This window comes from Pseudomonas sp. GB2N2 (genome assembly GCF_054897705.1).
This window is the reverse complement of sequence record NZ_CM142701.1, coordinates 2,082,501-2,094,772: the sequence shown is the minus strand read 5'-3', so window position 1 is coordinate 2,094,772 and position 12,272 is coordinate 2,082,501. Positions and strand designations below refer to the sequence as shown.

11 protein-coding genes and 1 rRNA gene (1 of these 12 only partly in view) are annotated in these 12,272 nt (G+C 57.5%); 8 read left to right on the top strand and 4 right to left on the bottom strand.

What is annotated here, in order from left to right:
- Positions 1–2: 2 nt before the first annotated feature.
- From ACYZT4_RS09470 to ACYZT4_RS09440, 7 genes are all read left to right on the top strand, one after another.
- Entirely contained in the window at positions 3–1,142 is a 1,140-nt protein-coding gene (locus ACYZT4_RS09470; RefSeq protein ID WP_461987215.1) for an ABC transporter ATP-binding protein, read from the top strand.
- Positions 1,135–2,892: an ABC transporter permease subunit gene (locus ACYZT4_RS09465; protein ID WP_461987214.1), complete on the top strand. Its 1,758-nt coding sequence runs from the start codon at positions 1,135–1,137 to the stop codon at positions 2,890–2,892. The genes ACYZT4_RS09470 and ACYZT4_RS09465 overlap by 8 nt, the downstream gene beginning before the upstream one ends.
- Positions 2,893–2,907: 15 nt before the next feature.
- Positions 2,908–3,984: an aldose epimerase family protein gene (locus ACYZT4_RS09460; RefSeq protein ID WP_461987212.1), complete on the top strand. Its 1,077-nt coding sequence runs from the start codon at positions 2,908–2,910 to the stop codon at positions 3,982–3,984.
- A gap of 3 nt (positions 3,985–3,987) precedes the next feature.
- Complete coding sequence (locus ACYZT4_RS09455; RefSeq protein ID WP_461987210.1) at positions 3,988–5,703, top strand: phytoene desaturase family protein; 1,716 nt, start codon at positions 3,988–3,990, stop codon at positions 5,701–5,703.
- 63 nt (positions 5,704–5,766) lie between these two features.
- Positions 5,767–6,537: an SDR family NAD(P)-dependent oxidoreductase gene (locus ACYZT4_RS09450; protein ID WP_461988624.1), complete on the top strand. Its 771-nt coding sequence runs from the start codon at positions 5,767–5,769 to the stop codon at positions 6,535–6,537.
- Between the two features lie 46 nt (positions 6,538–6,583).
- The gene (locus ACYZT4_RS09445) at positions 6,584–7,240 is read left to right on the top strand and encodes an RraA family protein (RefSeq protein WP_461987208.1); all 657 of its coding nucleotides are present in this window, start codon (positions 6,584–6,586) and stop codon (positions 7,238–7,240) included.
- Between the two features lie 140 nt (positions 7,241–7,380).
- Positions 7,381–8,313 carry a sugar kinase gene (locus ACYZT4_RS09440; protein ID WP_461988622.1) on the top strand — a complete coding sequence of 311 codons (933 nt, stop codon included), beginning with the start codon at positions 7,381–7,383 and terminating at the stop codon, positions 8,311–8,313.
- 71 nt (positions 8,314–8,384) lie between these two features.
- Here ACYZT4_RS09440 and ACYZT4_RS09435 read toward each other — a convergent pair whose 3' ends face one another.
- The 4 genes from ACYZT4_RS09435 to ACYZT4_RS09420 form a co-directional block, all read right to left on the bottom strand.
- Positions 8,385–8,627 (bottom strand): hypothetical protein, encoded by a 243-nt coding sequence (locus ACYZT4_RS09435; RefSeq protein WP_461987206.1) that lies wholly within the window; start codon positions 8,625–8,627, stop codon positions 8,385–8,387.
- 116 nt (positions 8,628–8,743) lie between these two features.
- Complete coding sequence (locus tag ACYZT4_RS09430; protein ID WP_461987204.1) at positions 8,744–10,282, bottom strand: cryptochrome/photolyase family protein; 1,539 nt, start codon at positions 10,280–10,282, stop codon at positions 8,744–8,746.
- Between the two features lie 190 nt (positions 10,283–10,472).
- Positions 10,473–10,649, bottom strand: coding sequence for a hypothetical protein (locus ACYZT4_RS09425; RefSeq protein ID WP_461987202.1), 177 nt, complete (start codon positions 10,647–10,649; stop codon positions 10,473–10,475).
- 18 nt (positions 10,650–10,667) lie between these two features.
- Positions 10,668–11,108, bottom strand: coding sequence for a hypothetical protein (locus tag ACYZT4_RS09420; RefSeq protein ID WP_461987200.1), 441 nt, complete (start codon positions 11,106–11,108; stop codon positions 10,668–10,670).
- A gap of 421 nt (positions 11,109–11,529) precedes the next feature.
- On the opposite strand from ACYZT4_RS09420, the gene ACYZT4_RS09415 reads away from it, so the two are divergent.
- Positions 11,530–12,272, top strand: a 16S ribosomal RNA gene (locus ACYZT4_RS09415) (it continues 794 nt past the right edge of the window).

Here is a 12,272-nt window from a genome sequence, read left to right as displayed (position 1 = left end):
CGATGAAATCTACCTCTGTTTCAGCGATGGCCGTGCACAGCATTGATTCGAAACCGTCAGCGGTCGCGCAAACCAGTGTTGAGCCCATTATCGAGCTTGGCGCGGTCACCAAATCCTATCCCGGGGCTACTGCGCCGGCGCTTCATCCAATGACGCTGTCGGTTCAACCCGGTGAGTTTTTTTCAATCCTCGGCCCTAGCGGTTCGGGCAAGACCACCACGTTGCGACTGATCGCCGGTTTTGAAACCCCGGACTCCGGGACGGTGATGCTTGGTAGCAAGGATGTGACTCAGTTGCCGCCAGAGAGCCGTGACGTCAATACGGTGTTCCAGAACTATGCACTGTTCCCGCACCTGACCATTGAGCAGAACGTTGCGTATCCGCTGCACATGAAAAAGGTCAAGGACGCCGAGATCAAGGTTCGAGTCAGACAGGCACTGGAACTGGTGGAAATGGTCGGTTTCGAGAGCCGCCTGCCGCATCAATTATCCGGAGGTCAGCGCCAGCGGATCGCACTGGCCCGGGCTCTGGTCGGCAATCCGAAAGTGCTGTTGCTGGACGAACCGTTGGGTGCGCTGGACCTGCGCTTGCGTCAACAGATGCAGCACGTGTTGACCACCATTCAAGAGCGCCTGGGCATCACCTTCGTTTACGTCACCCATGATCAGAGTGAGGCCCTGTCGATGTCTGATCGCGTGGCAATCATGAACAACGGGCGCATTGAACAGATCGGCACCCCCGAGGACTTGTACTACACGCCGAAGAACAAATTCGTCGCAGGCTTTGTCGGCAAGTCCAATTTGCTGGACGCGCAAATCATTACCAGCGGTGCGCTGTCGCTGGCCAAGTTTGCCGGTCAGACCGTCGAGCTGCAGCAACCGGCGACACCTGGCAATGTCACGCTGGCCATCCGTTGCGAGAGCGTCACGGTCTCGCGCACACCGGTCAATGATGGTCGGGTGTGCCTGGCGGCGCGGGTCAGCAACGTGCTGTTCCTGGGTAACTGTCTTGAGGTGTGCCTCAAAGGCGAGGGTGTCGAATTGACTGCCAGCATTCCAGCGCAACGGGTACGGCCGCTGGCAACCGATGACGCTGTCTACTGCTGTTTCGACCCGGCGGATCTGGTGGTGCTCTATGAATGAGATAACTGCAAACTCGGGCTTCAAACCCGCAGGCGGCGGATCTGTGTGGCTATCCGGTCTTCTGAAGGGCCCTCAACGCCTGCGCTTGCCCATCTATGCATGGCTGGTGGCGCTGGTGATCGTTCCCAACGCGTTGCTGTTGATCACCAGTTTCATGTCATCGTCGGGCGGCGCGATCGTGTATTCCCCGACACTGGCGAACTACCAGTCGATCGTAGGATCGATGACGGTGCAAACGCTGATCTTCAAGACGATTGTCGTGGCAATTATTTCTACGCTGCTGGCGACATTGATTGCCTACCCGCTGGCGTTTTATATCAGCCGAAACCTGACGCGCGGAAAAACAGTGGCGGCCTTGATGGTCATCATTCCGCTGTGGATCAGCCTGCTAATGCGGGTGTTCGCCTGGCGGGTCATTCTCGGGGAAAAAGGCATTCTTAATACGGTGTTGCTGGATCTGGGCATCATTGCCAAGCCCAGTTCGCTGTTCCTGTACACGCCGTTTTCAGTGGTGCTGACCTTCACCACCATGGCGATCCCGTTGGTATTCGTCGCGGCCTATGCCGCCATCGAACGCGTGCCGTTCAGCCTGGTGGAAGCAGCGCGGGATAACGGCGCATCGAAGTTTCGCACTTTCACCTCGTTGATCTGGCCGCTGACGCGTCAGGGAACCGGCATTGGCATTGCACTGGCGTTCCTGATGTGCATCGGCGACTACGTGACGCCCTCCATGGTCGGAGGCATCAACGGCACCATGATCGGGATGGCCATCTCCTCGCAATTCGGCATGGCGGGCAACTGGCCGCTGGGTGCGGCGATGGCCGTGTACCTGATGCTGCTGGTTACGTTGTTGCTGGGCGGGCTGTTCATGCTCACCCGCACCCGGGGCGTATTGACTGAAGTCGACGCCGGTGCCGCACCTCACATCAGCGAATGGTCGCGATTGAGCGGCGGGCAGAAAGCGTCGCGCGCCGTGAAGAAAGTGCTCTTTGTGCTGCCCTATCTTCTGCTCTACGCACCGTTGCTGGTGATCATGATGTTCTCGGTCAACGACTCGCCGGTGCAAAGCTTGCCACTCAAGGGTTTCACGATGCGCTGGTACAGCGAGCTGCTGGCCAACACGGCGCTGCTGTCGTCACTGTGGCGCAGCGTTGAGCTGGCCTTGATCACCACCCTGGTCGGCGTGGTCGTGGGCACTGGTTTCGCGTTTATCTTCGCCAACTGGCAAGGCCGCGGTTCGGCACTGCTTGAGAACCTCATCGCCTTCCCGCTGGCGGTGCCCGGCGTGGTACTGGGGATCTCTATGGTGATGACCGCTTCTTCCGTCGGGATCGCACCGGGCTTGGGGCGCCTGATCATCGGCCACCTGGTGTTTGTCATGCCGGTGATCCTGTTGGTGGTGACGGCCCGACTGCGTCGCGTCGATCCGAGCTTCGCCCTGGCTTCGCGGGACTTGGGGGCAGGGCGCTTGGTGACGTTCTGGAAGATCCAGTTGCCGATGATCCGTGGCGCCATTATCGGTGGCGCATTGCTCGGTTTCACCTTGTCGGTGGATGAGGTCGTGGTGTCGCTATTCCTCAGCGGTACCGAGCCGACCCTGCCGGTGTACGTCTGGAACCAGACCCGATTCGGCTTTACCCCTTCGGTGAACGCCATCTTCACCTGCATCGGCGTGATTTCGCTGGCGGCGGTGATCACCGCACAAAAACTCATTAACGCTTCACATGCCCGAAGCCCCAGCCACTCTTAATCAGGACTGTCGAACATGGCAATTACACAAGCACCTTTTGGCCTTCATCACGAACAGCAAGTGACGGCCTACACCCTTACCAATGGCAACGGTTGCCGGGCGCGATTGATCAGCTTCGGTGCCCGTCTGGTGGAAATGCATGCGCCGGACAAAAACGGCAAGGTGGCCGATATTGTCCTGGGGTTCGATGCCCTCGAGCCTTATCTCACCACCGACACGTACTTTGGTGCGACCTGTGGCCGCTATGGCAACCGCATCAAGAAGGGCCAGTTCCAGCTTGACGGCCAGGCCATCCAGGTGGCTTGCAACGAGGCGCCGAATCACCTGCACGGCGGTGAAAAGGGCCTGGACAAGTACGTGTGGGACGCGTCGGTGGACGAGACGGAAAACTCGGTTACCTTCAGTCATGTGTCGAAAAAAGGCGATGCCGGTTTTCCTGGCGAGCTGCTGCTCAAGGCCAAATACACGCTGACCGAAGACAACCGCTTGCTGATCACCATGTCTGGCATCACCGACGAAACCACCATTCTCAATATGGTGCATCACTCCTACTGGAACGTCGCCGGGCATGACACGGGGACCGTGGTCGAGCAGATGCTCACCGTCGAAAGCGATTTCTATACCCCGGTCGGTGATCAGTTGCTGGCCACGGGTGAAGTGCTGACGGTGGCTGGAACGCCGTTCGATTTCCGCAGTGCCAAGTTGATCGGCCAGGACATCGGCAATGTCGCTAACGCAGGGGTTGGTCACTTGACGGTCAGCGAACTGGGCGGAGGTTACGACCACAACTGGGTATTGCGCGGCGCAAGCCCGGCGATGCACCCGGTGGCCACCTTATGGGACCCGGTGTCCGGTCGCGGTATTCACTTGAAGTCCACGGAGCCGGGTGTGCAGATTTACACCGGCGGTTACCTGAGCGCGGCGGTCATCGGCAAGGGCAACAAGCCTTACTGCACCTACGCCGGCCTGACGTTCGAAACGCAGAAATTTCCGGATTCGCCGAACTTCGCGCACTTCCCGACGACACGTCTGGAGCCGGGCGAAACCTACTGCCACGAAATGGAAATCCAGTTTTTTGCTCGGGAGACCTGAGTCATGGCTCAAACAGAAAAATTTGATGTAGCGATCATTGGGGCCGGCCATAACGGTCTGGTGTGCGCCAATTACCTGGCCCGCGCCGGGCTCAAGGTGGTGGTGCTCGAGGCCCGGGACGTCGTCGGCGGTGCCTGCGTCAGTGAAGAGCTGATCGAGGGCGCGCAGTGGTCTTCCTGCGCGTTCATCCAGGGCATGTTGCGCCCGGAGATCATCGAAGACCTTGAACTCGCCAAGTATGGCTTGGTGTCCAGGTCACCTGATGTGCAGGGCTTCGCGTTGTGGGAAGACGGCGATCATTTTTTTCTCTCCAAGGACCTCGACAAGTCCATCGCCTCGATCGAAAAACACAGCAAGGGCGATGGTGAGAACTTCCTGCGATTTGCTTCACGGATGAAACGCTTCGGCGATGTCACCCGCGACGTCCTGCTGTCCGAGCCACCCAGCCGCTCCGAGTTCCTCAAGCTGTTTGAAGACGAGAACGAGCAGGAGTTGCTCAAGGATTTCGTTTTCTCCTCGGCCGGTGACCTGACGCGCAAATACGTCAAGTCAGAACGCCTGCAGGCGTACCTGATGTTCCTCGGCATGGTCTCGACCTGGGGTGGTCCTTCGACGCCAGGCACCGCGTATGTGTATGGATACCACGCACAAGGCGAGTTCGACGGCATCATCGGCCGCTGGGGCATTCCGGTCGGCGGCATGGGCGCGATTACCCAGGCATTGGCGGCCGGGGCGCGTGCCCATGGCGCGGTGATCCGCACGGGCGTAGCAGTGGAGAACGTCATCGTGCGTGGCGGTCAAGCCGTGGGCGTGGCGCTCGAAAATGGTGAAGTCTTTGAAGCCGACACAGTGGTGTCCAATGCCGATCCGAAGCGCTCCCTGACCCGTTTTCTCGAGCGTAAAGTGCTGCCGGAAAAACACTTCAAGGCCGCGGAAAATATCGATCAGCGGGGCTCTATGGGGCGCATCCATCTGCTGATCGACGAACTGCCTAAGTACGTAGGATTTAACAGTGCGCAGCCGGGTCCCGAGCACATGGCGCATACCATTCTCGGGGCTACCGAAGAACGCTACGAAAAAGCCTTCGAAGCCCAGCGCAAAGGCGAGTTTGCCGATGAGTACGTCATCGAACTGCTGATCCATTCAGTCACCGATGCCAGCGTGGCCCGCCCCGGACAACACACCTTGACCCTTGGCGTGCAGCAGTTGCCTTACCACTTGGCCAACGGCACTTGGGACGACCACAAGGAAGCGTGGGCCGACGGTGTGGTCAAGACGTTGCTCAAGTACGCACCGAATCTTGCCGAGCACATCGTCGGTCGCTACGTGATCACACCGCTGGACCTTGAGCGGGAATACAACCTCACCGGCGGCAACATCTTCCAGGCGTCCATGGTCGGGCTGGATCAACTGATGGACGCCCGACCGATGTTTGACGCGGGGCACTACCGCACGCCAGTAGAGAATTACTACCTGTGCGGTGCCGGCACTCATCCGGGCGGTGGCGTCACAGGTGCCCCAGGGCACAACGCCGCGATGCGCATCATGGCCGACCTGCGCGGTGAGCACGACGTGCGCCAGGTTCGTAACCGGGCCGGCGGTAAAACCTTCGCCGACAGCCTGATGGAAACCGGGCTCGGGCAGAAGCTTGGTTTTCAGATTGCAAAATCAAAAGGTCTTCGGATGCTGACGCGTCAATTTTCCAAGGCCAAACGCTAAGTCTTTCGCACACATAACGCTGTATCGATATCGATTGTGGAGGGTGTAGTAGTGGAACGTGAAATCATGAAAAACGGCGCTCGTTTCCCGAGCTTGCAGGACAAAGTCGTATTCATTACCGGTGGTGCCTCGGGCATCGGTCGCAGCCTGGTGGAGCACTTCCACGACCAGGGTTGCAAAGTGGCATTCGTCGACATCAGCGAAGCTGCCGGCCGTGACCTGGCTGAGGAACTGGGCGGGAAGGGAGGCTTCAAACCGCATTTCGAAGCGTGCGATCTGCGCGACGTGAAACAGTTGGAGGCGATCATCGCCAAGGTCGGCCAGACGCTCGGCCCGATTACCGCGCTGGTCAACAACGCCGGCAACGATGACCGTCATCCGCTGCAGGACGTGACGTCGGAGTATTTCGATGATCGTATCTCGGTCAACCTCAAGCACCAGTTGTTCGCAGCCAAAGCGGTGGCACCGCAAATGAAGGCGGCCGGTGGTGGCACGATCATCAACTTCAGTTCGATCACCTGGACCGTCGCCGATGGCGACTGCGTGTGCTACGTCACCGCCAAATCCGCGGTGGTCGGCCTGACTCGCGCCCTGGCCACTGAGCTGGGCGTGGACAACATTCGCGTCAACGCCATCGCGCCAGGCTGGGTCATGACCGAGCGGCAGGTATCGCTGTGGCTGGACGACAAGGGCCGCGAGCAGATTCACGACCGGCAGGCACTCAAGAGCCTGTTGTATTCGCCGGACATCGCGCGCATGGCGCTGTGGCTAGCGGCAGACGACAGCCGGATGTGTTCCAAACAGACCTTCGTCGTCGACGGCGGCTGGATCTGAGCAGCACTGAACCACACCTCAACAAAAAATCAGTCAGGAATTCACTATGTTCGACTTCAAGCAACTCTCCAAAGAACTGTATTCGGCCGTGCTTTCCGATGTCATGGACGACCTCGGCCTGACCAGCCAGGCCATGCGCCCGTTCCTGCGACCGGTGGACGATCAGTTGGTGATGATGGGGCGCGTGCGCACCGGGCTATTCGTTGACACCTATTCGGTGCGCGAGGGCGAAAACCCTTACGCCGTCGAAATCGCGCTGCTGGACGATCTGAAACCGGGTGAAGTGCCTGTGCTGGCGTGCAACGGCCCCACTAACCGCATCGCGCCCTGGGGCGAATTGCTCACCACCGCGTCGAAAGCCCGTGGTGCCGTGGGTTGCGTCACCGATGGTCTTGTGCGCGATGTACGCCACATCAAGGCACTGCAATTTCCGGTGTTCCATGGTGGCATCGGCCCACTGGATAGCCGTGGTCGCGCCCGCATGACTGAAATGGATACGCCGGTCGAGTGTGGCGGCGTCAAGGTGCGTTCGGGCGATATCGTTTTCGGTGACATCGACGGTGTGGTGATCATTCCGCAGGAGCGTGCGGCCGAGGTCATCGAGCTGGCGCGGATCAAAGTCAACAGTGAAAACAACACCCGTGATGAACTGCGCGAGGGTAAGTTGCTGCGCGATGTTTACGAAAAATATGGCGTTTTGTAACCCGTGAAGCTCACTGCTCATTGGAGAGAGGACCTTGGCTCTCGGGGTTTTTCAATGAGCAGTGGCTTAATCGTTAAAGTTTTTACTGGAGCAGTTTGCACAAAATGACAAAAACAGTTGGCGATGAGTTGTATCCGGCAATGTCCCGACCGCGCACCATCGCGTTGATCGGCGAATGCATGATTGAAATGAGTGGGCGCGAAACCATCACGCAGACCTTCGGTGGCGACACGCTCAATACGGCGGTGTACCTCGCGCGTACGACTGCGCGAGACCGAGTGACAGTGGATTACATGACGGCGATCGGCGCCGACCCTTTCAGCAGCGCCATGCGTCAGTTATGGCGTGACGAACAACTGGGGGATCGACACGTTCAGGTGATTGCGGATGCACTTCCCGGGCTGTATTTCATTGAAACCGATGATCGCGGCGAGCGGCGTTTTCTGTATTGGCGCGGGCAATCGGCTGCACGCCGGATGTTCGATGGCCCGCAGGCCGAACCATTGCTATCGGCGCTGGATAGCTACGACACGGTGTACGTCAGCGGTGTGACCCTGGCGATTCTTTCCAACAATGGCCGCCAGCGGTTGTTGCTTCGACTGGAGCAGGCTCGTGCAAACGGCTTGCGCGTCGTCTTCGACAACAACTACCGACCTCTCCTGTGGGCTCATCCGGAAATGGCACGAAGCGCTCATCTGGCGATGCTCAAATTAACCGACCTGGCGATAGTCACCTGGGAAGATGATGTCGCATTGTTCGGGTATGCGGACGCCGAGGCTTTATTCCGTGCCTATTCGGACATTGGTATCGGCGAGGTAGTGATTAAGCGCGGCGCTCAGTCTTGCTTGATTCAGTGCGCCGCAGGGCGCCTGGACGTGCCTGCCCGGCAGGTCGAAACCGTTGTCGACACGACCGCCGCCGGTGATGCGTTCAGTGCTGGCTATCTGGCTTGCCGCCTTCAGGGAGGATCTCCGGGCGAGGCTGCAGCATGGGGGCATCGATTGGCAGCTACGGTCATTCAGCATTCTGGAGCATTGATTCCGCTGGCATCGATGCCTGACGTCCTCGTTTGAAGCAGGCCACTCGAAGTAGGGTGCAACGGCCTGAGGATGCTAGGGCGTAATGCCCTAGCAGATAGCAATGGTCACTTTTTCTTCTTCGCCGGCTTGTCTGCCTTCTCTGATTTGTTGGCCTTTTCTGGCTTGCTGTCAGCTTTTTTGGCAGATTTCTTTGGCTCAGCTTTCTTGTCTTTCTTTTCGGAAGATTTCGAAAGAGCCGACGCCGCAGCTGATTTCTTTTCCGGTGATGATTTTTTGTCTTTCAATTCCTTGCTGGCTTTCGAAGCATCACCTTTGCTTTTTTTCTCGTCTTTAGCCACGTTGACCACCTCTCGGAGTATGCCGGTATTGGCACATCGCTTGTGCAATTGTCCACAAGCTGATCATTAGGCGAGCGCGTCCAGAAGCGGTTCAAATTTTTTTGATGCGTCGAGACAGGCTTTGGTCAAAGCGACTCGCCCTCATCCAGTTTCGCAAGCAATACCTGGCCACGCTGCCAGAGTGCTTGCTGCTTGGATTCAGGCATACGGTCGAGGTTTTTGTAGAGCATGCCCATGCGGTGATTGCCACGCAGGAGATCGCCATGGCGCATCAGAAAATGCCAGTACAGCGCATTGAACGGGCAGGCGTTGTCGGTGGTGGTTTCAGTCACCTTGTAGGCACAACCACGGCAGTAATCCGACATGCGCTTGATATACTGGCCGCTGGCGCAATACGGCTTGGAACCCAGGTAACCTCCATCGGCGTGCATGACCATGCCCAGCGTATTGGGCAACTCGACCCAGTCGAAAGCGTCCATGTAGATCGCCAGGTACCACTCGCAAATCTGGGTCGGGGCGATGCCGGCCAGCAGGGCAAAATTGCCAGTGACCATTAGCCGCTGAATGTGATGGGCGTAGGCATGTTCCAGGCTTTGGCCGATCGCGTGTTGCATGCAGTTCATTTGCGTTTTGCCGGTCCAGTAGAATTCCGGCAGTGGCCTGGTATTCCCGAAAGCATTGCCGTCGGCGTAGTCGGGCATCTTCAACCAGTAGACGCCGCGGACGTATTCGCGCCAGCCGATCAGCTGCCGGATAAAACCCTCCGCGGCATTCAGAGGAATACTGCCCGACCAGTAGGCCGACTCCACATCGCTGCACAGTTTGCGAACATCCAGCAGGCCAATATTGAGCGCCGCGCTGATGCGGGCATGAAACAGAAAGGGTTCATCGCTGGCCATCGCATCCTGGTAATCACCGAACCCGGCGAGGCCAAAATCCAGAAAGTATTCCCACAGCGCCTGGGCATCGGCGTGGGTCACGGGGTAGTCGAACGTCTCCAGTGAGCCGTAGTGGTTGGCGAAACGTTCCCTCACCAGCGCTAGCACTTCCCGGGTGATTGCGTCCGCGGAAAAACGCGCGGGGTAGGGCGCTTTCACACCTTTGGGCAAGGCCTTGCGGTTGTCGGCATCAAAGTTCCAGGCGCCGCCGACCGGGCTGCCGTCGCCATTGAGTAACAGGCCATTTTTGCGGCGCATTTCTCGATAGAAGAACTCCATGCGCAGCTGCTTCTTGCCTTCGGCCCAGGCGGAGAATTCGGCGCGGCTGCACAGGAATCGCGTATCGGTATGCCACTGCAACGGCAATCCACATTGGTTGATCGACTGCTCCAGACGCCAGTCGCCGCACTCGGTCAGGTGCAGCTCATCCGGCTGCAGCAGCGCATGCCATCGCTGCAACTCGCCCGGCACCGAGCCGCTATTGTGCGGATCATCGAGCTTCACGTATTCCACGCGGACGCCGCGCTGCTGCAACGCTTCGGCAAAGTGGCGCATGGCACTGAAGATCAGCGCGATTTTTTGCGGGTGGTGGGGCACATGGGTGGCCTCTTCCATCACCTCGACCAGCAACACCGTATCGCGCTCGGACTTCATGTCCCGCAGGGAGGCGAGGTCGAACGATAACTGGTCGCCCAGGACCAGGCACAGTCGGCGGTTGGTAGTCATCAGGCAGAATCCGTTGAAAAAAGGCGCGTGTCGGAAGTCTCCGTGGCCTCGATCCGCATTGTTCTATCGGCGAAGCGGTGCTCGAATTGTCAGGAAGACTTGTACAAGAATAATTTCTTGTACAAGATTCTTATAGCGGTTTTGACGGAAAACGCCAGCGACTTTTGCATGGCGAATGCCGCTAGACGCTTCAGCCAAGCGGCGACTGAATGCCGCCCTTGGCCGCATCCAGCAATCGATGCAAGCGCAGCGCCTCCTCGAACGTCGCCGCCGCGTGCGTGCCTCCGGTTACATCTTTTGCATGGACGTGATACAGCTCGGCCAATTCCAGCACCGCCGACGGCAATGAAGAATCTGGCAGGCGCATGTAGCTTGATGACGGCACCTACCTGTCTGAATGCACTGCCATTTCGCCGACGACCAGCTTATTGATGCCATCGGTATCTATTTTCACCACGCCACCGACGGCCTTGGTTCGCAACTGAAACCTTACAAAAGTCACGAATGGGCTGACCGGGTCGTATGGGGCTAGATGCACCGTGAGAAAGCCATCAACGGCATTAAGTACTTCAACAAGGTTCTGGAAACTCAGCCGTACGTGGCGGGCGATCAATTCTCGATGGCCGACATCACGGTATGGGCCGGTTTGATCTTCGCCGGTTTTGCTCAGAAGCCATCCCGAATCACTGAGCGCCCAAGCATAAAAAATCCCGCCTGGCTTTGCCTGCGTGACCGTGACACGGCTGCTATATAAAGTGTCGGCACGCAATTCCCCAGGCAGACTGCGTTCTTTCTTGGAACGACCGCCTTTCAGCAAGCCGAGCACGTAACCGGTGTCTTGCACTGGCCTTGGTAGTGTTCGTTGTGGCAGCCGTTGTTCTTTGATCAGTCAAAAGAATTTCTTGAAGGGGGTTGACCCTGCATTTCATTACTGTACTATTCTCCTCCCGCTAACGAGCACTTTGAAAGTGGCGCTAGCGTAAGTAGATGATTTTGTTGATAAAATCATTAACTTTTAGGGTTGCAAGATGATGAGATGCGCTGTAAGATGCGCGCCTCGGTTAAGACGAAAGTTCTTAACCACCCGCTCTTTAACAACTGAATCAAGCAATTCGTGTGGGTGCTTGTGGAGTCAGACTGATAGTCAACAAGATTATCAGCATCACAAGTTACTCCGCGAGAAATCAAAGATGTAACCAACGATTGCTGAGCCAAGTTTAGGGTTTCTTAAAAACCCAAAGATGTTTGAACTGAAGAGTTTGATCATGGCTCAGATTGAACGCTGGCGGCAGGCCTAACACATGCAAGTCGAGCGGTAGAGAGAAGCTTGCTTCTCTTGAGAGCGGCGGACGGGTGAGTAATGCCTAGGAATCTGCCTGGTAGTGGGGGATAACGCTCGGAAACGGACGCTAATACCGCATACGTCCTACGGGAGAAAGCAGGGGACCTTCGGGCCTTGCGCTATCAGATGAGCCTAGGTCGGATTAGCTAGTTGGTGAGGTAATGGCTCACCAAGGCGACTATCCGTAACTGGTCTGAGAGGATGATCAGTCACACTGGAACTGAGACACGGTCCAGACTCCTACGGGAGGCAGCAGTGGGGAATATTGGACAATGGGCGAAAGCCTGATCCAGCCATGCCGCGTGTGTGAAGAAGGTCTTCGGATTGTAAAGCACTTTAAGTTGGGAGGAAGGGCAGTAAATTAATACTTTGCTGTTTTGACGTTACCGACAGAATAAGCACCGGCTAACTCTGTGCCAGCAGCCGCGGTAATACAGAGGGTGCAAGCGTTAATCGGAATTACTGGGCGTAAAGCGCGCGTAGGTGGTTCGTTAAGTTGGATGTGAAATCCCCGGGCTCAACCTGGGAACTGCATTCAAAACTGACGAGCTAGAGTATGGTAGAGGGTGGTGGAATTTCCTGTGTAGCGGTGAAATGCGTAGATATAGGAAGGAACACCAGTGGCGAAGGCGACCACCTGGACTGATA

Excerpts from the sequence above, each read along its gene's own strand:
- ACYZT4_RS09430 (WP_461987204.1), bottom strand. The coding sequence starts at position 10,282 with ATGACTACCAACCGCCGACTGTGCCTGGTCCTGGGCGACCAGTTATCG.
- ACYZT4_RS09460 (WP_461987212.1), top strand. The coding sequence starts at position 2,908 with ATGGCAATTACACAAGCACCTTTTGGCCTTCATCACGAACAGCAAGTG.
- ACYZT4_RS09465 (WP_461987214.1), top strand. The coding sequence starts at position 1,135 with ATGAATGAGATAACTGCAAACTCGGGCTTCAAACCCGCAGGCGGCGGA.
- ACYZT4_RS09470 (WP_461987215.1), top strand. The coding sequence starts at position 3 with ATGAAATCTACCTCTGTTTCAGCGATGGCCGTGCACAGCATTGATTCG.
- ACYZT4_RS09440 (WP_461988622.1), top strand. The coding sequence starts at position 7,381 with ATGTCCCGACCGCGCACCATCGCGTTGATCGGCGAATGCATGATTGAA.
- ACYZT4_RS09455 (WP_461987210.1), top strand. The coding sequence starts at position 3,988 with ATGGCTCAAACAGAAAAATTTGATGTAGCGATCATTGGGGCCGGCCAT.
- ACYZT4_RS09445 (WP_461987208.1), top strand. The coding sequence starts at position 6,584 with ATGTTCGACTTCAAGCAACTCTCCAAAGAACTGTATTCGGCCGTGCTT.
- ACYZT4_RS09425 (WP_461987202.1), bottom strand. The coding sequence starts at position 10,649 with ATGCGCCTGCCAGATTCTTCATTGCCGTCGGCGGTGCTGGAATTGGCC.